This window comes from Priestia megaterium (genome assembly GCF_046599315.1).
In the GTDB taxonomy this organism is placed as follows: domain Bacteria; phylum Bacillota; class Bacilli; order Bacillales; family Bacillaceae_H; genus Priestia; species Priestia megaterium_F.
Window position 1 is genome coordinate 616,775 of sequence record NZ_JBKIKC010000001.1, and the last position, 22,842, is coordinate 639,616.

A 22,842-nucleotide genomic window follows, 5' to 3' on the forward strand; every position below is an offset into this window, starting at 1 on the left:
AGGGCAACTTCCGCTTAGGTCTAGCACTTTATCCTTGGCTAAAGTGCTACATCGATAAAAATATAAAAAAGGTCTGATAAATCGACCATTTCTGGTGATTATCAGACCTCAAGTTTTTCTGCATTTGAGCGGCTTATTTGCTGTTCAAGCGATTTAGCCAGCTGTACAATTTCGTGATCTACATATTTCGTTTTGATTTCTTCAATTTCCATTAATGTTTTAGAAAAGTTTTCTGCGTTATTCCCCTGTCTGTGCTGCACATCTTTAAAGAAATCAAGCAGCGCCTCGTTAGACTGCGTTGGACGGCTAAAATCAATCGTGTACATTTTGTATCCCAGTGTTAAATTTGTTGTAGTTGTCATAATTATTTCCCCCATTCTTCCTATAGTGATATATCTTCTATTCTTTACCCTTTAATTCCTTCTTTCTAACCTAAATTAATTAATTTTTTTAAAAAAACTTCCCATTATAAGAAAAAACACCCTTATAACAAGGATGTTAGAGTATTCTTCCTTTGGGTACAATTCCAGATGCAAAGTCATCTTTGAACTTAAAACTAGCAGAATTGTTTTCCGTTAGAAAATGTATTTCCCATTTAAAGACGGGATACTCAGGCTTATACATTTGGACTGGCTGATCAGGATTTTCTTCTAGTCTTGCAATTACTCGTTTGAATCCTTCATATGCAATCCACCAATCGCTCCCGGTTTCATCGGTAATAAAACAAATCGAACCATCAATTAAATGAAGGTTTTGCTTAATGTCATCAGCATTTGTAAAATACGCATTGCCAAACGTTTGAAGACACTGATCGCAATACCCTACTTTACCTCCGTCTTTATAAATCCAGTGCACGATTGGCTCACTGCAGTCTTTACACTTATTCGTCACTTCTTGAAGAAATGTTTTGCCGCTCCACTGTTCTTTTTCATTTTCAAACACGATCCATGCTAAATAATTCTCCGTTTGTTCTGAAATAAAAAGGCGAAACGGCTCGTCTCGATGCCAAAAGTGAATATTTTGTTCATCCGATTCTTCAAAGTCAATGACAAAATTATCTCGTTCTAATATATGTCGAATAACATTGGTTAAAAAGGTAACATCCATATAAGGACCTCCCGTACTAAGCGTAGCGTTTAGTAAAAATAGCGTTTATGAGTTAAAAGATATCACGAGCGCTGAAATAACGTCAACGATTACCTCTTTCTCTCTCCGAAAACTGGAAAAGAAATGGTCAAACACGTTATAATGGTAGTCATGTTGAAACGGAAAGGAGATTTTATGAAGTTTACCGTTCAATCAACTGCACTTTTTCTTCTCTTTTTTATTTGTTTAAGCGGTTGTTCTGATAACGCCGAGCAATCAAAAAAGCCGGCCGGCTATTTAGTTCAAGGGCGAATTTTAGAAGTGAAACAGGATGAAATTCTCATTGCAAACGTCATTCCGCGAGATACCGCGCTTGACTATACAACAAAAGAAATACTTGGTTCTAGCGATGTACAGCCCATTTATGTAAAAGTTTCAGATGATCAAACATACAAAAAAGGACAGCTTGTCAAAGCATGGCTAAAAAAAGACAAAAGCATTCAGTATTCCGTTCCGGCAAAAGGTGAGGCCGTTGAAGTCAGCATTTTAAAACAGCCGTAGAAAAGCTCCTATTACGGGAGCTTTCTTCGTGTCAGCGGACGTTCGGTTCGATTCACTTTATGCTGTTCAAAATCCCATTTTTCTAAAAAGTGCTTTGCCGATGTATAACCAGATTCATATAAAAATTCAATTTCTTCTTCCTTTAATTCAAAATCCGTTGCGGTAATCACACCCGTTGGAATTTGTACAGTTCGTTCTTTTGTCTCCTCATTCAAATACCGCATATCGTGCGCTTGTAGCATCGTCGTAAACATACTTTTAAATAAATGGACCGGCGTGGGAATAATAGCGGCTGTATCAATTTCTTCTTTAACAAACCGAAAACCAAACGTCGGGAAACGCGGGTGCTCCGTATCAAACAGCCAAATCGGAAAATTGCTTAAAAGCGCTCCGTCTACAATATATGACCTCTTGAACCCTTTGGATTTCCAGATGACGGGACGAAAGAAAAAAGGAATGGACGCACTCATCATCACAGCTTGTGAAATCTTCATATCACTCGCCTGCATTCCGTAGCGAGGCAAGTCGTCGGGCAACACAAGCATCTGTCCGTTCGAAATATCTGATGCAATAATTTTCAGCTTATCCGCCGGCAAATCCGCAAACGTTTCGATTCCTTTTTTACGCAGCAAACCGTGCACCCATTTTTCCAAATAATCATTTTTATAAAAACCTAAATGAATCATTAATTCAATCAAGTTCCCAATCAGAGGAATTCGGTTAATGATTGTTTTCCCGCGAAACTTGGCATAGTCCATGTTTTGAAGCTCCTTGCGAATTTCATCACTTTTATAGCCACTCGCTAAAAGAGTCGCAATCAACGCTCCGGCTGACGTACCCGCTAGACGCTGCCATTCTACATTACTTTCTTCCATCGCTTCAATCGCACCCGTGAATGCAATTCCTCGAACGCCTCCCCCTTCAAATACAGCATCTGCTTTCACATCTTTTCCCTCCCCCTACGATACTTTACGTTTTATATACCCTTTTTTTATATTCAGGTTTTCGCTACTCCATACCTTTTATTTTCCCAACAAAAAAAGACTGTTTCTTTCATCGAAACAGTCTCTTCTTTACAGTCGCTTTATTACCATTCGGTAGTAATTCATTGTCAGCCAGTAAAAAAGAAAATAAATAACCCCGTATACTGCATCCGCTATTAAAACAGGGATTATCAGGCTTTCACCGGTTAGATTAGTAATGACGTTCAGCGCAAATAGACTGTGCAATATGCCAATTAATAAAGGCAAACCAAACGTAAACAGCTGCTGCTTTCGAACGGCACTCATCATTTGAGACACTGAAAAACCAAGCTTACGCAGAACTTCAAATCTTTTCTGCTCTTGTTCGGCTTCTGAGATTTGTTTAAAATAAATAATACTGCCCGTTGCCATCAAAAAGACAAGCCCTAAAAATCCTCCAATAAAAATTAACAATCCTTTACTCATTAAGCCTGCCTGAAAAGCATCATAGTATGAAGTGCGGCTTTCTCCAGCCTCTTTTGCGATCTGATGATACTTCTTAGTAAGTTCATTTTGTTTGTTTCCATCATTCGTGTTAAATACATACACCGCTTGCTTTTGTCCAGTTTTTGAAAGCTTCATAAACGTGTCGTGATTGACCACAAACTGATAGCCGGCACTTTCAGAATCAAGAATAAGAGAAGGTTCTGATTCAACGACTTTTAAAGCAAGCTGTTCTGATTTCTTCAGCTGCACAGCTGCCGTTTTACCTGTACTAGGCTTAAACACTTTTCCTTTTGCCATCGAATCAAAAATAACGGTCTCGTTTGCGCTTAACACAGGAATTGAGATGCCATTTTTCCGCACTTCTTCTTCATCTAAAAAGCTAATTCGTTCACCGTCCCCATAATAACCAGATGTAATAAATCGAAAGTCAGATAAATCAGCAGAGTGCTTTACAACATGATAGACATGCTGATTTGATTGGATATCTAACTCACGCAGCACATCCATAAAGTCGTGCGCTGCGCCTTGGCTGTGCAGCGTATAGTCATACGGCTGCATACTTCTGGCGTCGGCTTTTGTATTATAGTATGAAGAATACGTAACACCAACTGCTACAAGTGTAGTAGCGGATAAGATCGTAATTAATGTTAACACCCGTGCGTTTGCTTTAATTCGATACATCATCGTAGAAACGCTTAACATATTAGCAAACGAATAATATCCGTTTGCACGCTCTCGGTAAAGTCCCATCAGCCACTCGATTGTGGCTTTAAAAATTAAAAATGTACCGAAAATGACCGAAAACAGTACAACTGCTACAATTAAAAAAAACTTAGGCGTCACAATGTTTCCTGATGAAAGGTAGTACCCATAGCCAACGAGTAAAATACCAAGTCCTCCAACTACAATTGAGCGCTTTGAACTCATTTTATTGACTCGTTCGCTTTTGCTTTCCGCTTGAAACAAATCTAATAGCGTATAGCGGTACATAATGAAATAGCCTTGCAACGAAATGAAAATGGTAACAATCAAAAATACTACGGCAGTTTTTAAAACCGCTTGAAGAGAAAATGTGAGCGTAATAGAAAGCGACAGACCCATCAGCTTTAGTAAAAACAGTACAAACAGCCTTGAAAAAACGGTACCTAGTAAAATACCTATCAGCAAAGAAACAATTCCAAGCAGCATATTCTCATAGAAAATCATTTTCCCAATCGTACGTTTTTCAATGCCGACTAAATGATACAGCCCAAGCTCTCTCTTACGCTGCCTGATAAAAAATGAGTTCGTATACCAAATAAATACGACAATAAAGGTAAGTAGAACGTAATTGGAAGCGTTAAAAACCCCCTGCAGCCTCATCTCTTTTCCAATGACCTTTGAAATTGATTGGTCGTACTGAAGCGTAGCAAATACATAGTACACAATAATGCTAAAAATCATTGAAAAGAAATAAAGGCTGTACCGGCTAATATTTTTGCGCATATTCTTTTTAACAAGATCAAATACGGTCATAGCCTTCACCGCCTAATGCGCCTTGAATGTTCATAATTCGTTTGAAAAATGCTTGTCTCGTTTGTTCGCCTTTAAACAGCTCTGTGTAAATTTGTCCGTCTTTAATAAACAGCACGCGGCTGCAGTAGCTTGAAGCCAGCGGATCATGTGTCACCATAATAATGGTGGCACGGTCTTCCTGATTTAATTGCGATAGCTTTTCAAGTAGGCTTGAAGCAGCTTTGGAATCAAGAGCTCCGGTGGGCTCATCTGCGAAAATAACCGCTGGGTTAGTAATCATCGCTCTCGCGGCTGCAACACGCTGTTTTTGTCCGCCAGAAATCTCATACGGATACTTATCCGCCAGCTCATAGATACCTAGTCGCGTCGCGGTGTCTTTAAGCTTCGTTTCCATCTCTTGCTTGGACATTTTTGTAACCGTAAGCGGCAAAAGAATATTTTCCTTTACCGTTAACGTATCCAGTAAATTATAATCTTGAAAAATAAATCCTAAATGAGTGCGTCTGAAAGCAGACAGCTTCTTATCTTTCATAAGCGCTACGTTTTCTCCTTGAATCCATACCTCGCCATCAGTGGGGCGGTCAATCGTTGAAAGAATGTTCATCAGCGTCGTTTTTCCCGCTCCAGACGGTCCCATAATACCAACAAACTCTCCTTCTTCGATTGTAAAATCAATTCCTTTTAGCGCTTCGTATATGTTTCCTCTTGACCCAAACGTTTTGGTTACACTTTTCCCTTCAAGAACAATACTCACTTTTCTTCCTCCTTTCGTTCTTTTGTAGGCCACACGCTTTTCACTCGCTGCGGCAGCTCATTTTTTGTTAAAATGTTATACTTCCGAACTTCATTACCTCGTACAAAAAGGTCAATAACCGTTCCTTCTTTTAACTGTTTAATCGTTGTAAACGTTTGAAACGTTGTTTTTCCTTTTTCATTTATTACTGAAATTGTATATTGAACTCGTCCATAGTTGTCCACTTTTTTTGCTTCTTTTGGGATGATCCCGTATTGATGCTCCGTTGCGACTTTTTGATAAATCGTTACTCCTCCTATACCTGCTCCCGCGACAAAAAGCAGAGCTAAGAGAATAATCCACTTTCGTTTCATGTACGTTCCCTCCTTGTGTATAGCTCTATCTTACTTTGAAACAAGGAAAGATTCGTTTGAAGCAGATGACAATCTCAGCATGCAATCTTACATTTTTGAAAGGTTATCGAAAGAATTCGGTTTGTAGAAGGTGATAGTCACCGTGGTTCCTTCCTGTAAATGTGAATTCACCTCTATTCGATGACCAAGAGCATCTGTGATTTTTTTTGAAAAATACAGCCCTAGCCCCGTAGCTCCTTTCGTTTTTCTTCCAACATTTCCTGTGAATCCTTTTTCAAACACCCGCGGAAGGTCTTGTGTTGGAATGCCTTCTCCTTGGTCAGCGATAAATAACTTCACATACTTTGGCGTTTCTTCACTAAAAAAAGAAAGTTTCCCTTTTAGAGGACTATATTTAATGGCGTTAGACAGCACTTGCCTCACAACAAACTGCATCCACTTTGGATCAGTGTGTACCACCGTGCCTAGATTTTTTTCATCAATATGCAGTTTTTTTTCGATACACCATTTTGAGAAGTACGCAACGTTTGGAAAAACAAGTTCACTTAGCGACACTGCCTGTACCTGGTAATCTTTTTCTAAGTATTGCAGGCGTGCGGCATATAAATTCTGATCCACTAACCCGTCAATTTTCATCCATTCATCTTCAATATCTTTCAGCCAAGGCCATTTATAAAGCTCCGTACGATGAGCATTAATAAGTAGCTTCATAGCAGTAAGCGGCGTCTTGGCCTCATGAACCCAGGTCGTTACATATTCCTGCTGCTCTCGCTGCTGTACATGAAGAGCATGAGTTTGCTTGCGATACACACGATCTATATGCTGCAGCAGGCTCAGCATTTCTTCATCTGCTTTCGTTTCAACGTATGAATGCATTTCTTGTAAATCGTACGCATCATGCCGCAGCATAAAGCTTAATTTTTTTAGGAATCTTCTTTCTTTTACTCCTCTCCATAAAAGAAACAGAATCAGCAGACACAGTGTTAAAAGATTCAAATACCAAAACGAAGTTGACGATACCTTAATATCATACTCCAACAAAAGCAGAGCATCGATTACACTCAGCCATATAAAAACAAATAAGATCCAGCTTAACCTTTCTCTTAAAAAACTTTTCCACATCTTAATTCACCAAATACCCTTGACCTTTTTTGGTCACAATTTTACTGTTCAGCCCAATATCCTCCAGTTTGGTACGAATGCGTGTGATGTTAACAGAAAGCGTATTGTCACTTACAAATTTCTCATCTTCCCATAACCTTCGCATGAGCTCTTCTCGCGATACAATCTTGCCCCGCTCTTCCAAAAGAAGCCGTAAAATAAAAAATTCGTTTTTAGTTAAATGAATTTCTTGGTCGTTATAATGCAAGCTTCCTTTTTTTAAATCTAGCACCGCTCCGTTCCACTCGATAACGTCTGAAATCGTATCTCCATACGAATACGTTCTGCGCAGAAGTGCCTGCACTTTAGCAACAAGAACATCTAAGTTAAACGGCTTTTGAATGTAGTCATCCGCCCCCACATTCATTGCCATAACAATATCCATTGGATGTTCACGAGAGGAAAGAAATACGATAGGAGTTTTTGAAACTGTACGTATTTGCTGACACCAGTAAAATCCGTCATATACAGGCAAATTCACGTCTAAAATGACCAGCTCTGGGCTTTCTGTAATAAATACTTCCATTACCTTTTGAAAATCTTCTACTCCAACCACTTCAAATGACCACTGTTCAAATTTCTCTTTCACTAATTCATATATTTTACCATCGTCTTCTACAGCTAAAATTTTCATACATTCACCTCTGCATTGTCCTATATATTATGTATACCCGACTGTTGAGTATTTTCTTAAAAGCTCATCTAATCCATCAGTATGACAGTGATTTTCTTAAAGATAAAACATTTATTCGTTTAAAACGAAGAATGAACGAGTATTATCGTAATGTAAACTTGTACATGATACAAGTGTCCCTGTTCAAATACTACAAAATAATGACAATATCGTTAATAAGTAATCTTTAAACTCCATTAAATGCTCATTTTTTGTTACTATAGTATATAAGATGAAAACTTAAACTAATTTGACATGTGGATATGTAAAAAGGAGCTAGTTATCAATGAGTGTACCCAACAAATTACGCGACGACGCAATGGTGATGTTAAAAGAAACAAGCCGAACATTTTTTATTCCAATTAGCCACTTACCAGCAGAATTGCAAGATGCGGTAGGATCTGCTTACTTATGTATGAGGGCAATTGATGAAATCGAAGATCACCCTGAGCTAGAGGCCGGTGTAAAAAGCCGCTTGCTTTACGCCATCAGTGACCTGTTAAAAAAGCCTTTTAACGAAGACGAGTACATGGCATTAGTAGGTCCTTATCAAGCTGATTTACCTGACGTATCGCTTCAGCTCGGCAACTGGATTGCGCTTTGTCCGACTGGAGTTGCAGATCAAGTACTAGATGCAACTTCCATTATGGCCAAAGGGATGGCCGATTGGGTAGAAAAAGACTGGCATATTCAAAATGAAGCGGACTTAGATGACTATACGTTCTACGTAGCTGGTCTAGTAGGCGTGATGCTTAACGACATTTGGAAATGGTATGACGGCACGGAGACAGATAAAGAATTAGCTATTGCGTTTGGACGCGGCTTGCAGTCTGTAAATATCCTGCGCAATACCTCGGAAGATTCAGAGCGTGGTGTCAGCTTCTTCCCTAACAACTGGAGCAGAGAAGATATGTTTGCCTATGCCCGCCGCAATCTTTCATTAGGAAAGAAATATTTAGAAGATGTCAAATCTCTTCCGATTCTTCATTTCTGTAAAATTCCGTTAGCGCTTGCCGATGGAACATTAAACGCCTTGATGAAAGGAAAAGAAAAAATGACCCGTGACGATGTAAATAAGACGGTAAATGAAGTTGTCGATATGTAAAAATAAAAGCACGGAGCCTTATTGGTTCCGTGCTTTTTATATTTCTACCTGCAGACTTTCATACAAAGCGGTTATTTCCTGTTGAATAATAGGATAGCGTTTCAAAGCGGGAACACTTGAAAGCTTTGGCGCTCGTTTTTGCTCTGCCGCTGCGGCTAGCTTCTGAAACGTTTCCTGAAGCTCTTGTTTTTCCGTTTCTGACAGCTTATATCCTTCAAACGAGGCAAGAAGCATATATCCTAACTGCTGCGTAGCAACAACCGCAGGCCACAATCCTTCAAGTTTGACAGCCGTTTTAGAATATTCTCCGATAACATTATCGTACAGCGCCCGAAGATTAACAAGTTCTCCTTGAAGTTTATTTCTTTCTTGTTTAATTTTTTCTTCATCTTGTTCCGTGCTTAGCATTTCTAAAAATTGTCCTTCTTTTCGAATCACATCTCCAAGTAAATACGGTAAACGAAGCGAAGAAGCTCGTTTAAAAATTAATACCGTGCCAACCACTCCAATAACAGAACCAATAACAATATCAATCACCCGAGCGGACGTAAAGTAGCTAATAGCTTTATCGGGATGACCGCTCTCAGCGATTAAAAGAGCATTCGGCGTGATAAAAAGCGTGCCAAGCGCGTAATTTTTTACAATTACAATCTCAATCGTTGACTGAAGCAAAAAGACAATGAGCGCAATGATGATTCCCGTCGGTTCAAGCATGAGAATTCCCGTCCCAATTAAAATACCTAAAATCGTACCCACTGAACGCTGAATACCTCGCTGAACGGTGGCACGCACGGTTGCCCCAAGCATTACTCCTGCACATGTAAGCGGAATCCAGTAAGACCTTGGAATATTTGTAGTGTAGGCAACGGCTGCGGCGATAATCATAATAATTCCGTAGCGCAAAGCGTTTTTAAGCACATATGAACGTTTGTGAAAAGCAGCTTTTAACCGTTCTTTTATGGTACCGTGCGAGAACTGAATGTACTCTGTTTCTTTTAATTCCTTCATTTGAAGAACGTCATTTACATCTAATAATAATGTGCGCAGCTCTTCTTTTATAGACAGCTCTTCAATTTCTTCTCTGACATTTCGAATTTTTTTATGTTTTTTTAACGTGGCCATTTCGGATGCGAATGTTTCAATCACCGCTTGTGCTTTTTTAGAAACAGCCGGATTAAAATCATTTGCAGCGGCCATCACAAAGATAAACAGCCCTTCTGCTTTTTGATTTAATAAAAACAGCCGATGTGCAAATGATGATTTTTTCCGATTAATTTTCGCTTGCTTCATCGCTGTTTCCGCAGCCCGAAGCTCTACAACCGTTTTGTGCTGCTCCGCGTGAAACGATTCCGTGCCAAGCGAACCGACAAATGAAGCTAGCTGCCTGTACGCTTTCGCCACAGCGGCAGTTTCAGGTCCGCGCGGATTAATAAGCCAGCCGCTCATGCTAATGCACCAGGATAGTGCTCCTCCTAAAAAAACGAGTCCTGCATGTAAAAAAACAGCCTGTAAATTTGGAGCTGGAATGCTTGTGCTCACCGCAAATGAAAGCACAAAAAACATAGCAGAAGGTCCTGGGATTTTTAATGCCCCGAAGACATAAACCGATACGGCTCCAATAACACCAAATAAAATGGTTTTCATCCAATCTACGTCAGCAAATAACGAGCCAAGTGTAAAGCAAAGCGTAACGCCCAGCAAAGCTAAAAATAACTTAACGCCACGCTGCGCGTAAGGCTCATCTTTTGTATACAAATATGTAAAGCCGCCAATGCTTGCAATGAGTCCGTACTGCAAATGCCCATACAAAATTCCGATTAAAATCGGCAGGCTTGAAGACAAACCTGAGCTGATTCCTCGTACCCACGGAGAAGAAGCGTGGTTAAAGCGAAAAGCAGCTTTGATTCCCGGCGCTTTTGGAGAAGCCTCAATTTTATGATGAATTTCCGCATGGTTATATGTTGGTGACTTTTTGTCATCACTCACCTTGACCTCCTCCTTTCTCTCCATATATCTTTCCTGTTCTTAAAACGAGATAAACCTAAAAACCGGCTGTTCCTATCCGTATTGTGTTTAGGAACAGCCGTTTTTATCCTTATGAGCAGCATGCAGTAAAAACAAAAAGCAGATGAAACGAATATCTCATCTGCTTTTTACTAGCAGCTCTACTGCTTCTTTTACTAAATTTTCCGTATCCTCGCCTTTTTCAATGCTTTCCCTTACGCACTGTTCAAGATTCGTGCTGACAATAACGCCCATCGTGCGATCAATTGCGCTTCTAGCTGCTGAAAGCTGCGTCACAATGTCACGACAGTCTTTTCCTTGTTCCATCATATTTAAGACGCCTTTTAACTGACCTTCAATTCGTTTCAAACGATTTTTAACTTGCTTATCATATTCCACCATACTAATACCTCCGCCCATGGATTATTGCGTTTCTTCCTTTTAAGCTATACGCAAGAAGTAAATGTATACACAACTTTATACCTATCAGGGTATGTTGTCAAGTAAAGGAAGTTTACTGTTTCGTTTTCCACTGCTCGGATTTTTCCACTTAGTACCTCAGACCTTTAACAGGCTCAATCATATACAAATAGACACTTCACATTTCATTTAAACTGACCAATAAGTAAATGCACAGCAGAAAGTATAACTCACGGAATATTTCACGGATTTGTATCTCTTACACATAAGACAAAAAGATCATTTTTACATAAATGTAAATACTTGTTTACACTGCATTTATTGTGCTGTAATCTAAACTTAGCAATCTGAGAGTATAGTTAAGCTGTAAAAACGGCTACCCTGGAGGTTTGAGATGGCTACATACGGGAAAAAATTAATGACAAGTTTATTCATTATCATTGCATGTGTTTTAGGGTTTATGGGACATGCGGCGTTTTTAGCTCCTGAAAAAACGGAAGCTGAAGTAAACTATGATGCAACGCTTTATTTTCCGTTAGACCGATATCCTGAAACGGGCGATCATATTCGCGACGCAATTGCCGCTGGGCACTCTTCCGTTTGCACAATCGATCGCGACGGTGCGGAAGCGAACCGGGAAGAATCTCTAAAAGGATATCCAACAAAAACAGGCTATGACCGTGACGAATGGCCAATGGCTATGTGTGAAGAAGGCGGAGCAGGAGCTGACATTCGCTATATCTCACCTTCTGATAACCGCGGAGCTGGCTCATGGGTTGGAAATCAATTAGAACAGTACCCAGACGGTACGCGCGTACAATTTATCGTGCAATAATAGCAGAACAAGCTTTACTTTGAAGAGGTGAAACGATGAAAACAAAATGGAAAGAACAAGAGCTAACAATATCTTATCATCAGTTTACGCTGTTTCAAAAAGGACAGCCAAAGCCCCATCACGACTGGAGTGATGAAGATATTCAAAAAGGATACGTCGCAGACGATAAAGCCATTTCGTTTGAAGCCGTGTCGAACACAAAAGCCATTGTTGAATTGTGGATAAACGAAGAGCCCGACGCATCACAAGCTGAAAAGACAACTCGCCTTCCTTTTCACGTCGAAAGCGATGGGATTGAAATCAAAAGCGTCCTATCCGAAACCTTAAGCTATGATATTCCCAAAGGGTATTATTACGTCACATGCCTGACCATTCCTCTTCAAGAAAAAACAAACTCAGGCCTCTATTTAGTGAAATACTTACTGCATTTTGAAAGTCAATAAAAAGAAGCCAGCCTACTGTAAGCAGTTCAGATAGTATAAACATGATTACACAGTAAATAACTTATAAAAAGCTCTGAGCTGTATACAGCTCAGAGCTTTTTTGTACAAAGTAATACATTTATTCGTAAATATTGGATATAAAATTCCTCCTTTCACTGTCCTGCTAATTTGTTTTATGATAGCTGAACTTTAACCAAACAATTTTTATTTCGGCAATGAAAATAGGCTGAATTCATGTAAATAAAAAATCGAAGATAAAACCTTAGCGATTTCACCCTCGATTTCCCGTACTACTTCTACTATTACTCCACTTTCTCATATGCTCAAGCCACTGGCCGTTTTCTTTTTATTTGCCTTGGTATTCATAGGTTTCTTTATTCGATATAAACGGACTGATTTCACCAAGTGAGAACAAATGCAGTTCATGCATGGCTCTTGTGCACGCTGTATAAAATAAATTCCGCTCGTATTCATCTTGATAAGATTCACTCGATGCATTATAAATGATGACAGCATCAAATTCAATCCCCTTAGCTAGGTAAGCAGGAAGAACAAGCATGCCTTTTTCAAATGAACTTGTTTCCTTTGTCAGCAGCCTTGCAGACATCGAAGCAGGCAAAGCTTCAAATGCTTCTCGACTTTCTTCAGCTGTTTTAGCAATAACAGCTATTGTTTTATAGTTTTGTTCCTTCAATTCATTAATTTTGTGTATGATTGTCTTATGCAGCTCTTGGACGTTACCTGTAGCCGTCACGGTTGGCTTCGCTCCGTCTCGATTAAACGGCTCAATTAAATGGCCGTTTGCCACCATATCCCTTGAAAATTCGACAATTTGACGTGTTGATCGATAGCTTCTTGTAAGCGTCAGCGTTTCTGCTTCTTTCTCTTCGTACAGCTCGCTTGAAAGAATGGTCGGTGCATTCAGGGCGTGCGCGTAAATCGCTTGATTTAAATCTCCAAGCAGCGTCATTCTAGCATGCGGAAACAGCTCTTTTAAAAACGCCAGCTGAAAAGGTGAATAGTCTTGGGCTTCATCAATAAATAAGTAGCGAATAACAGGATTAGCTTTGCGCCCTTCAATTTGATCTTGAATATATAAATAAGGCGTTACGTCTTCATAAGACAGCTTCATGTTTGTAACACTTTGCACCGTGTTTTTAGCTGTTTCTTCCCACCCTTCTACATGTGAAAAAAGGTGATGCCTTTCAAACAGCTGCATATAGATGCGGCGAATGTCGATAAATTTAAGCTGCTTGATGGCCTGCTTAATAAATTTCATTTTTTTAGCTACAACGGCTTTTGCTAAATATGCTTGTTCACGGTCAAAGTCGTCAAATGAACTTTCCGTGTAGCCTTCCTTTTTCTGCAGATGCTGATAGGCCTCCACATAATCTTCTTTTTCTAAAAATTGAATTTCTTCTTGAACCCAATCTTTTTTACGCTCCAGTTTTTCAAGCTGGTTGACAAGCTTAAGCGCCCATTCCGCTACGAGCTGCATCCTGTTAGGAATGGAAATTCCCGTGTCAAGTGAATAAAAATAAGACAGCAAACGCCGAGCAGATAAAACGATTTCGCCGCGAAACTTAACGTTTTTGAAAATGATGTCTTTAGTAGACAGCTCTTTGATATACGCATCAACTTGCTTTTTAAATTCACGACTTGATTTGTAGCGGATCTCCTGCATTTTATGCTGTTTTGTCGCGATATCTTTTTCCGTTAGTAAATATTCAATTTGAACAAACAAGTCCTCGACTTCAAACTCATTTCCTAACCGTCCATCGGCATATTGCTGAAACGTTGTTTGTTTCATATTGTCTTCTCCAAGCTCCGGAAGAACAGTTGAGACGTAGCTGTTAAAAAGCGGATTTGGCGAAAATAGCATCATATTTTCCGCAGTCAGCTGCTTTCGGTAATGATAGAGAAGATAAGCCACGCGCTGAAGAGCCGCGGATGTTTTGCCGCTTCCTGCTACACCTTGAACGATCAATACTTTATTTTTTTCATTTCGAATAATTTGGTTTTGTTCTTTTTGAATAGTCGCGACAATACTTTTCATTTGACTGCTTGCATTGTGTCCAAGCACTTCTTGAAGCAGCTCGTCTCGAATAGTAATTCCTGTATCGAACATGCTTTTAATTACGCTATTTTCAATAATAAACTGACGCTTTAACTTCATCTCTCCTTTAATCGCTTCACCCGGCGTTTCGTACTGCGCTTTTCCTGGTGAATAATCATAATAAAGACTCGAAATAGGCGCACGCCAATCATAAATTAAAAACGCTTCACCTTTTTGATCCATTAAGGAACCTACGCCTACATAAATAGCTTCCGCTTCTTTTTCACCATTTTCTATAAAATCAAAACGTCCAAAATAAGGGGATTGCGTTAATTTTTTTAACGTTTTTAATTGATCATACGCTTGTCTATGGGTAATTTCACGTTCAGCTAAAAGTTCGGCCTGCTGCTTAATACTTGTAAATGTCTCAATCACATCGTCCGGCTCATCCATATTAACCGTGACATCGTCCCAAAACGTGCTCCGCAAATCAACAATTTCGCCTTTTACATTTCCTACACTTTTGCCTATCTTTTCAGCTTTTTGACTGATTTCTTCTACTACCCAATCAACTCGCTGCTGTTCTTCTGCTAAATTTTTATCTTTCACTTATCCACACCCCTTACATACGTTACCCGATAACAAGACTTGTTACCGGGCAAAAGTGATCATTGTTTATTTTTTCAGAGTCTACATACTTCCATACTGAGTTTGCAAATCCCTGCTATGTAACCATATTATGTCTTAATTTCCACCGTTAGTATACTGAAAAATAATGAACTCCACAACAAAAAGGGCCGAGAAAGTCTCAAGCCCCTTATCTTTATAAGTTGTTCCTCTACTTATTAGCTATTACTGTTTCCAAAAAGTTAGCAGATGAATGATGGCTGACACCACTTCTACTCCTTGAAACGCCAGTAAACCTGCTGCTGCCGCTGTAAACAATCCGACTACCGCTTCTTTAAAAATAAATGGCATTGATACCAGCTCCTTTGCTTATTTAAAATAAGTAGATTTGTTATCATTTTACTCCTTTTTTCAGAATTTTCAATACCATTTTACCAATAAAATAAAATAAAAACGCTTTCACTTTATAAAAATAAAGTGAAAGCGTTTTTTAAGCTTCCTTTTCTAATGCTTTCAGCGCAAGCGAATAGTCTAATCCTTTTCCTTTTTGCACAACATGCTGCACTTTCCCCATGTTGCACGCTTCTTGCGCACTAACGGTCATGCCGTTTGTTAACTTGATTTGCACAGGTTCTTCCGCAATTCGTACGTCGCATGCTAAAGCTAGCTCATACCCTCCGCCGAACGTAAAGTTTGTAAGAAGCGCAATCGTTTGTTTGGAGCTGCATGAAATGCGCTGAAAAATCGCTCGAGCTGTTACTGCATGAATCGGCTGATAAAGCTTTCCTGTTTCTTCACGTAAAAAAGAAGTGGCTCTGCTGTCTCCGTTCATTTTATAGTACTCTCCCATAAATACAATAGATCCAACCGAAGCATCTTGCTGCAGCTCATTCATCGTTTCTTGAAGCTCATACATGACTTCACTGTTCAAACGATTGAGCATTGACTGATTCATTCGTACAACCGCCACATGATTTTTTTTTTCTACTTTGATAAATCTTTTCATCATTCCTCCGCCCTTTCCCCTGTCGTCCTTTATAAATAAAGCGCTTTCAAAATATCTCGCTTTTTAATAAAAAAGTTATTTTCATAGTTTTATCATACAACAAACTCATAATTATTTCCATTACTTTTTAAATTTTCCGTCAATAATTCCATGAATCATTTCCATGTTTTTATCAAATAAGACGTGCTATAGTATAAGCAGCACAAATGCAGCTGAACTCACTGATAAAAGGAGTAATCACTATGAAATACGACTTAACAAAATGGGAGCCTCACGGCTATTCTTGCCCAGTGGAAGCAGCCGTTGATGTAGTCGGAGGCAAATGGAAAACCGTCATTTTATATCAATTATCAAAAGAACGCCGGCGCTTTAATGAACTGCGCAGACTCATTCCCGGCGTGACGCAGCGAATGCTCACGCTGCAGCTTCGCGAACTCGAGCGCGACGGAATTATCCACCGCGAAGTCTATAAACAAGTTCCGCCTAAAGTAGAATATTATTTAACGCCTTTTGGAGAAACGCTCATTCCTATTATTGAGCTGATGTTTCAATGGGGATATAATTATACCGATAAAATCGCTGAAGCGAGAATTCAAGCAGAAAAAGAGTAAAAAGCACGCAGAGCGTGCTTTTTTTATATATGTTTACGAATCAATAATTCTTTTAACCCGTATACGAATGTACTTTCAATTGGCTTTAACTCAAAAGACGGGCTCCAGTCCATATGCGGATAACGGTCAATCAGCTCGGACAGCATAATTTTTGCTTCTATTCGAGCAAGCGGTGCTCCTAAGCAAAAATGAATGCCTCTTCCAAATGCCATATGCACATTTGACTTTCGGTCAATTTTAAATACATCCGGCTCTTCAAAGTACTGAGCGTCGCGGTGCGCTGATCCCATCCATGGAACGACGTGCTCGCCAGCTTTTAATTTCTTTCCTGCAAGAATCACATCTTCTTTCACGATTCGGTGAAGAGCCTGAACGGGTGAACGATAGCGAAGAACTTCTTCAATCGCAGAAGGCAAAAGTTCTTTCTCTCGTTTGAGCCGTTCAAAAGAAGCTTTATCTTCCATTAGACAATAAATAGTATTTGAAATTAAATTCGTGGTTGTTTCGTTTCCTGCAATCAGCAGCAGGATAGAAAACCCGACGATTTCTTCATCCGTTAGCTGCTTCCCTTCTTCTTTTGCCTGAAGAAGCACGGAGATGATATCATCTCCTGGATGTGTACGTTTTTCCTCAATGATTCCATAAAAATAAGTTTCTAGCTCATCATTTGCTTTCATTTTCTCTTGCTGCAATTTCTCTAGCGTTTCACGTTCGTTATTCGACGGACCCGCTACAATAATATCCGACCAATCTTTAAACTGACGCTGATCTTCTATCGGTACGCCTAAAATGTCGGAAATCACCATAACTGGAAGCGGATAGGAAAGATGCTCGACTATATCAATATCTTCAAGGTGTTCAACTTCTTGTAATAATTCATTTGTAATACGAGCAATTTTAGGCTCCCATGCTTTCATTACTTTAGGCGTAAAAGCTTTATTAACAAGCGCTTTCATTTCAGCATGCTTAGGCGGATCAATATTAATTAAGCTCGTTCCTAGAGCGGTTTGTCTTTGATTTTGTGGAGGTCTTCGATCAGAAGAAAAAATATTCTTTTGTTCAAGCACTTCTTTAACCCCTTCATAGTGAAAAACATCCCATACCTGCCTTTCTTCATCCCACTGCACAGGTTCACTGTTTCTCATGTCTTCGTACCAAGAAAAAGGATTAAAGCGCTCTTCTTTTGTTTGAATCGTATTCACTTGACGGACAATTCCGTTTTCTCTTTCCGTTTTCATTTAAAAACCTCCCTGTATCGTTCAAATAGATTGACTGTATAGTCAATCTATGACCAAATAGTACCATATATAAGAATTTTCTTAAAAATGACAGCTGTATATTTTAGGGAAAATGAATCGATAGGAGGACATATTTTACAAAAAAAGGGCAGACGCTACGCGCCTACCTTTTTTAAGAATAATATTCTTCTGTTTTTTGTAATCGATTGTCTAATGCATACGCGCCGCTTCCTGCTAGAATCATATGAAGCGAAACGACAAAAAGCGCAAGTTCCAACTCATAGCCGCCGGTAAAACCAGCACCGCTTTTCGCTGTAAAAACAGCACTAATCATCACAATCGAGAACAGGACACCAACTAAGCGCGTTTGAAAACCAAGAATCATGGCAGCTCCTCCTACGAATTCAATAACAGCAACCGCATAGGCGAAAAACGCAGGAATGCCCATGCTGTGGAAAAAGCCAACTGTATTATCAATACCACTTTGGAATTTGCCAAGTCCATGAATAAAAAACGTTAAACCTAGCATAAGACGCAGTAAAAACGTTCCAAGCTGATAGCTTTTCATTTCTTTTCCTCCTTTTTTACTTTTGTCTACACATGTAACAATTTTAGTTACAACTGAGAACAAATTCAAGGGGGAGAACAGAAAAACAAACTATCAGCAAATTTCTTTTTCTCATTTTGGATATTCTCTCTATAAGTCAGCCCCTGCTCAATCACGCTGAAGATAGGATAGAAAAGCCAAAATATGATCATGAATAATGAGTTCTGCGGTAGCAGAATAGCTCTTCAATGATAGGTGTTCAGAGTATCGAAACCGGTTGAATTTATTTACGTCAACATGATGGACGGCCTGCACTTGAAAATCTTCCATCACCGCTTTTACTTGGGCAAAAGGCGGTACAGCAAGAGATTCGGGGCCAATTTGCTCCAGGCACTCTCTGCTGATTGCATGAGGAACAGCTGTCATGGAGCTCATTAATAAATCTTTTCTTCCTATAGTCTCATTCAACACATACTTCCAGCCCTGCACCACATGCGTAAGCTTTGCTTCGTCTTCACATATGTTTAAAGCTACATCGACACCGCTCGCTACCGCTGAAGCAAACGGATATAACTCTTGTGCGGGCAATACAAAATCTCCGTCTATAAAGAGAAGAATATCTCCTGTTGCTGCAAGTGCTCCTGCCGCTCTTCCGCAATCATGCCCTAACCGCTCATTGTAGACGATGATTTTGACACCCTGTTCTTTGGCATGCACCTCTGACTGATCACTTGAACCGTTAATCACAACAATGATTTCTAACGGTTCAAGTTTTCTTGCTTCTGCAATCACTTGTTTAATTGTTTGTTCTTCGTTGCAAACCGGAATAATAACAGACAGCTGTTTGCCTCCATAAAAAGCAGATAATTTCCCCCAGCCTTGCTCAACAATTGGAATGGGCTTCGCAAGCAGATCCACTCGCCTTTTGCGATTTGACGCAAGCGTGTAGTATGTTTGAAGAAGCTGCTGGTAGGACTTAATCCTTTCTCTGCTGCGCAGCGGGCGATCAAACGGACGAAAGTTTCCTTTCCCCTGCGTTTCAATCGTCATATGCATACTTACACGGTACTGTGTTAAGAATGTCACAAATAAAGAAAGAGGCGGCATCTTCCAGTAGTTTTTCAAGACGTTTGACAGTACCCCGTAAGGCGCTTTTAAATAAGCATTGGTCCAGTGAGGCTTCCCAATCGCATGATGCAAGACCGCACTCCACGTTAGCTCGCTGCGATTAAAAGTATTCACTTTTGTTTTTTCCCACTTGTTTAGCACCACATCACTGCTCCCAAATAACAAAGGCTGAACAAAACGCTCAAGCTCAGAAGCAGAAAGAATAATGTCTCCGTCTACAAATAAGACGGCATCTCCTTTGGCAATCTTTGCTCCTTCCATTCTCGCTTCATGTGGATAAAGGCGTTTTTCCACTACTTTTACGGTGCATCCCTCTTCTTTGGCTATTTTCACTGAAGCATCGGTACAGCCATTCGCGACTACAATGATTTCGAGCACATTTACTTTCTTAATTTGTTTAAGCACGTTTTTTAGCGTTTCTTCTTCATTGTAAATGGGCAGTACGACAGAAAGAGTTTTCATTGATATCACCCCTAAAAAAAGAACCACTGAATAATTCAGCGGCTTCATTCATTTAAAATACCTCTTGTGTCTACAACTTTTTTTGCGTGTTTTACAATTGACCAATCGACTTGACTATGATCAGTTAATACCAGCACAATATCGTTTTTTTCAACTTCTTCTTTTGTCAACGGGACAGAAAAGTACGTTTGCTTCTTAAAGACGGCAGAGTCAATATACGGGTCATGATACGTTAATTCATACCCTTTTTCTAAAAGCCTTTCACAAACCGGCAGCGCCGGCGATTCACGTATATCATTTACGTCTTTTTTATACGCAACGCCTACAACGAACACACGCTTTTCATTTGCTTCAAGCTGCTTTTCAACTCGCTTAATCACTTTATTTGGCATTTCTTCATTAATATGATGTGCCGCTTCAATAAGTTCGCTCGTTAACCCATTTTGTTTTAGTTTCCATAAAAAATACAGCGGATCAACCGGTATACAATGCCCTCCGATTCCGGGACCTGGATAATAAGGAGTGAATCCAAATGGCTTAGTAGATGCCGCTTGTAATACCTCATAAAAATCTATTCCTAATTCCTCACACAGTTCGTTTGTTTCGTTCACTAACGAAATATTGACAAGGCGCTGAATGTTTTCAAACAGCTTGCACATTTCCGCTACTTTTGGAGAAGAAACAGACACGACTTGCTGAAAAATACTTTTATAAAACGTCTGCACGTGATGGAGACATTTTTTGCTGTAGCCGCTAATCACTTTTGGAATATGCTCAATGTCATACGACTTGTTTGCCGGATCGACTCTTTCTGGAGAATAAGCTAAATAAAAATCTATTCCTGGTCGCAAATTGGAATCCTTCAAAATAGGCAAAACAATTTCTTCAAGCGTGCCTGGGTAAGTAGAGCTTTCATAAATAACCGTTTGCCCTTTCACCATATGTTCTTTCAAAAATATAGATGCACTAATGACTGGCCCTAAATCCGGATTGTGATTCTCTGTAATAGGAGTTGGTACGGTCACTACTACATAATCACATGCTTGAAATGCTAAAATACCATTTTTCAGCTCATATGCTTGAAAGTTTTTCTCGCTTTTAATTACATCGTTACGCACATCTGGGATATAGCTTTTCCCTTGTTTTAGCGCTTCAATTTTCCGCGTGTCAATATCAAGGCCAACAACGCTATAATTTTTCTTAGCAAATAACAGAGCAAGCGGCAGTCCCACATAGCCAAGACCAATAACGGCAACTTTTTTATTCATTCTTCAACACCTCAAACAAAATATCATGTCTTCGTATGTCCGGAAGAAATTCGCCTCTTTCGCTGGTTTGGCTGATATAGTATGCAATGGCCTCTACATAATCTCCTAGAATTCGCTGCGTTGATGCCGCCAAACCTTTGATTTTCATATGCTCCTTTCGAATACGATTTGTCCGCGCCACATCAACAAAATGAACGGGCTGAACCATAAAGCCGTACATGATACTTTTTAATTGAAATAAAGGCGGAATAATAAGAGATTCGTAGCCTACTTTTTCCATTACATTCCGTTTAATGGCATGAGGAATCGCCGTCGTTGTATTAATGGTTAAATCAGGACGTTTGCAAATAATGTTAAGAAAATATTTCGCCGCACTTACAGAGTGGATGGGATACACTTCGTCCAGCAGACACTCTAAATTATTAAGCGCTACATCAATTCCTTGGTCAGCTGCCTCTAAATAGGGACGTAAATCTTCCGCGGAAATAACAATATCTCCATCTACGAACAAGCAAACTTCTCCGCTGCTGTACATCGCTCCAATTGCCCGAGGTACGTTGTGTCCAAGCCGCTCCTTATAATGAAGAACAGTGGCTCCAGCTTCAATCGCTCGCTTAACCGTTACTTCATCTGCTCCATTGGCAACCACAATGATTTCTTCCACTCCGCCTTTTTTTACTTCTTTAATAACGCTTGCAATCGTCTCTTTTTCTTCACCTACTGGAATAACAGCACTGTACTTGATGCCTGTTTTCCGCTTCACATTCGGTGTATAAGCGGAAATGATTTTACGGTTTCGATCGCCGTCTGTTAGTCCGCCTCTTATTCCTTTTTCTTCGATAAGACGAGCTAACGCTTTAATGTGATCTCCAATAATATAATTAGTCGAAATAGGAAAAGGTGAATTGGTAGGAATTGTTTTGTGAGTGGTTCTAATCTTATTTGTATAAATAACGTCTGAGGAACACGGTGCAACAATTGACATTTCTTTTATAAGGGCAATCGTATGGGCGAGGGGCGGGTGAGCTAAGTTCTCGTATCCAATTTTAGCCGCCGATGTTTTTTTGATGGCATGAGGAATAGCTGTTAATGCTTGAACAGATAAATCTTCACGCTGTAAGCATAAGTTCAGCATATATTTTGCAACGGAAACGGGATGCGGACGCACCTTCCGCTTCATAATCCATGAAAGGTTGTTTAACGCTATATCATGACCAGTTTCTATAGCCTGCGTATATTTCATCAGCTCTTCATGAGGAACCGCTATATCTCCGTCCAAAAAAAGCAAAATATCTCCTTTTGCTTTTTTGGACCCAATGGCTCTTCCAATATTAATACCAAGAGCTTCTTCATAATAAACAACGCGGCAGCCTGCACCCTCAGCAATTTCCTTTGTTGTATCACTGGATCCATTTACCACGACAATAATTTCAAACGGCTTCATTTTTTGAACTTCTTTAAGCACAGGTAATAATGAATCAGCTTCGTTACAAGCTGGAATAACAACCGATACCTTCAAA

General features: G+C 39.7%; 23 protein-coding genes. 5 read left to right on the forward strand and 18 right to left on the reverse strand.

Annotated features, from left to right (window positions below; translation table 11 throughout):
- Positions 1–101: 101 nt before the first annotated feature.
- Both ACLHDF_RS03485 and ACLHDF_RS03490 read right to left on the reverse strand, forming a co-directional pair.
- Positions 102–362 (reverse strand): hypothetical protein, encoded by a 261-nt coding sequence (locus ACLHDF_RS03485; RefSeq protein ID WP_413917627.1) that lies wholly within the window; start codon positions 360–362, stop codon positions 102–104.
- Positions 363–498: 136 nt separating this feature from the next.
- Positions 499–1,107 carry a hypothetical protein gene (locus tag ACLHDF_RS03490; protein ID WP_413917628.1) on the reverse strand — a complete coding sequence of 203 codons (609 nt, stop codon included), beginning with the start codon at positions 1,105–1,107 and terminating at the stop codon, positions 499–501.
- Positions 1,108–1,281: 174 nt separating this feature from the next.
- Here ACLHDF_RS03490 and ACLHDF_RS03495 point away from each other — a divergent pair, with 174 nt between their 5' ends.
- Positions 1,282–1,647: a DUF3221 domain-containing protein gene (locus ACLHDF_RS03495; protein WP_413917629.1), complete on the forward strand. Its 366-nt coding sequence runs from the start codon at positions 1,282–1,284 to the stop codon at positions 1,645–1,647.
- A gap of 11 nt (positions 1,648–1,658) precedes the next feature.
- On the opposite strand, the gene ACLHDF_RS03500 is transcribed toward ACLHDF_RS03495, so the two are convergent.
- From ACLHDF_RS03500 to ACLHDF_RS03525, 6 genes are all read right to left on the reverse strand, one after another.
- Complete coding sequence (locus tag ACLHDF_RS03500) at positions 1,659–2,591, reverse strand: patatin-like phospholipase family protein (RefSeq protein ID WP_413917630.1); 933 nt, start codon at positions 2,589–2,591, stop codon at positions 1,659–1,661.
- Between the two features lie 129 nt (positions 2,592–2,720).
- A complete protein-coding gene (locus tag ACLHDF_RS03505; RefSeq protein WP_413917631.1) occupies positions 2,721–4,631 on the reverse strand; it encodes an FtsX-like permease family protein in 1,911 nt (636 codons plus the stop codon).
- Entirely contained in the window at positions 4,618–5,385 is a 768-nt protein-coding gene (locus ACLHDF_RS03510; protein ID WP_413917632.1) for an ABC transporter ATP-binding protein, read from the reverse strand. Before ACLHDF_RS03510 ends, ACLHDF_RS03505 begins: the two co-directional genes overlap by 14 nt.
- A complete protein-coding gene (locus ACLHDF_RS03515) occupies positions 5,382–5,738 on the reverse strand; it encodes a YxeA family protein (RefSeq protein ID WP_413917633.1) in 357 nt (118 codons plus the stop codon). Before ACLHDF_RS03515 ends, ACLHDF_RS03510 begins: the two co-directional genes overlap by 4 nt.
- 87 nt (positions 5,739–5,825) lie before the next feature.
- Positions 5,826–6,860: a sensor histidine kinase gene (locus tag ACLHDF_RS03520; protein ID WP_413917634.1), complete on the reverse strand. Its 1,035-nt coding sequence runs from the start codon at positions 6,858–6,860 to the stop codon at positions 5,826–5,828.
- Between the two features lies 1 nt (position 6,861).
- Positions 6,862–7,533 carry a response regulator transcription factor gene (locus tag ACLHDF_RS03525; protein WP_413917635.1) on the reverse strand — a complete coding sequence of 224 codons (672 nt, stop codon included), beginning with the start codon at positions 7,531–7,533 and terminating at the stop codon, positions 6,862–6,864.
- 325 nt (positions 7,534–7,858) lie between these two features.
- Between ACLHDF_RS03525 and ACLHDF_RS03530 the strand changes: the two genes are divergently transcribed.
- Positions 7,859–8,677 (forward strand): squalene/phytoene synthase family protein, encoded by an 819-nt coding sequence (locus ACLHDF_RS03530; protein ID WP_413917636.1) that lies wholly within the window; start codon positions 7,859–7,861, stop codon positions 8,675–8,677.
- A gap of 36 nt (positions 8,678–8,713) precedes the next feature.
- On the opposite strand, the gene ACLHDF_RS03535 is transcribed toward ACLHDF_RS03530, so the two are convergent.
- Both ACLHDF_RS03535 and ACLHDF_RS03540 read right to left on the reverse strand, forming a co-directional pair.
- The gene (locus ACLHDF_RS03535; protein WP_413917637.1) at positions 8,714–10,663 is read right to left on the reverse strand and encodes an FUSC family protein; all 1,950 of its coding nucleotides are present in this window, start codon (positions 10,661–10,663) and stop codon (positions 8,714–8,716) included.
- A 156-nt stretch (positions 10,664–10,819) separates the two neighbouring features.
- Positions 10,820–11,080 (reverse strand): metal-sensitive transcriptional regulator, encoded by a 261-nt coding sequence (locus ACLHDF_RS03540; RefSeq protein ID WP_413918255.1) that lies wholly within the window; start codon positions 11,078–11,080, stop codon positions 10,820–10,822.
- 481 nt (positions 11,081–11,561) lie between these two features.
- Between ACLHDF_RS03540 and ACLHDF_RS03545 the strand changes: the two genes are divergently transcribed.
- Entirely contained in the window at positions 11,562–11,936 is a 375-nt protein-coding gene (locus ACLHDF_RS03545; protein WP_223269005.1) for a NucA/NucB deoxyribonuclease domain-containing protein, read from the forward strand.
- A gap of 35 nt (positions 11,937–11,971) precedes the next feature.
- Entirely contained in the window at positions 11,972–12,379 is a 408-nt protein-coding gene (gene comJ, locus ACLHDF_RS03550; RefSeq protein ID WP_413917638.1) for a competence protein ComJ, read from the forward strand.
- Between the two features lie 346 nt (positions 12,380–12,725).
- On the opposite strand, the gene helD is transcribed toward comJ, so the two are convergent.
- The 3 genes from helD to ACLHDF_RS03565 form a co-directional block, all read right to left on the reverse strand.
- On the reverse strand, positions 12,726–15,044 hold the full coding sequence (helD, locus tag ACLHDF_RS03555) for an RNA polymerase recycling motor HelD (RefSeq protein WP_413917639.1): 2,319 nt from the start codon (positions 15,042–15,044) through the stop codon (positions 12,726–12,728).
- Positions 15,045–15,287: 243 nt separating this feature from the next.
- On the reverse strand, positions 15,288–15,413 hold the full coding sequence (locus tag ACLHDF_RS03560; protein WP_016765178.1) for a hypothetical protein: 126 nt from the start codon (positions 15,411–15,413) through the stop codon (positions 15,288–15,290).
- A 139-nt stretch (positions 15,414–15,552) separates the two neighbouring features.
- A complete protein-coding gene (locus tag ACLHDF_RS03565) occupies positions 15,553–16,071 on the reverse strand; it encodes an enoyl-CoA hydratase/isomerase family protein (protein ID WP_413917640.1) in 519 nt (172 codons plus the stop codon).
- Positions 16,072–16,310: 239 nt separating this feature from the next.
- Between ACLHDF_RS03565 and ACLHDF_RS03570 the strand changes: the two genes are divergently transcribed.
- On the forward strand, positions 16,311–16,679 hold the full coding sequence (locus tag ACLHDF_RS03570) for a winged helix-turn-helix transcriptional regulator (protein WP_413917641.1): 369 nt from the start codon (positions 16,311–16,313) through the stop codon (positions 16,677–16,679).
- 23 nt (positions 16,680–16,702) lie between these two features.
- Here the strand turns inward: ACLHDF_RS03570 and ACLHDF_RS03575 are convergent, their stop codons facing one another.
- The 5 genes from ACLHDF_RS03575 to ACLHDF_RS03595 form a co-directional block, all read right to left on the reverse strand.
- Positions 16,703–17,917: a cytochrome P450 gene (locus tag ACLHDF_RS03575; RefSeq protein ID WP_413917642.1), complete on the reverse strand. Its 1,215-nt coding sequence runs from the start codon at positions 17,915–17,917 to the stop codon at positions 16,703–16,705.
- A 172-nt stretch (positions 17,918–18,089) separates the two neighbouring features.
- Positions 18,090–18,485, reverse strand: a complete 396-nt coding sequence (locus ACLHDF_RS03580; protein WP_413917643.1) for a DoxX family protein — start codon at positions 18,483–18,485, stop codon at positions 18,090–18,092.
- A 147-nt stretch (positions 18,486–18,632) separates the two neighbouring features.
- Positions 18,633–20,054 carry a glycosyltransferase family 2 protein gene (locus tag ACLHDF_RS03585; RefSeq protein ID WP_413917644.1) on the reverse strand — a complete coding sequence of 474 codons (1,422 nt, stop codon included), beginning with the start codon at positions 20,052–20,054 and terminating at the stop codon, positions 18,633–18,635.
- A gap of 44 nt (positions 20,055–20,098) precedes the next feature.
- A complete protein-coding gene (locus tag ACLHDF_RS03590; RefSeq protein WP_413917645.1) occupies positions 20,099–21,322 on the reverse strand; it encodes a nucleotide sugar dehydrogenase in 1,224 nt (407 codons plus the stop codon).
- A complete protein-coding gene (locus ACLHDF_RS03595; protein WP_413917646.1) occupies positions 21,315–22,841 on the reverse strand; it encodes a glycosyltransferase family 2 protein in 1,527 nt (508 codons plus the stop codon). Before ACLHDF_RS03595 ends, ACLHDF_RS03590 begins: the two co-directional genes overlap by 8 nt.
- Position 22,842: the final 1 nt, after the last annotated feature.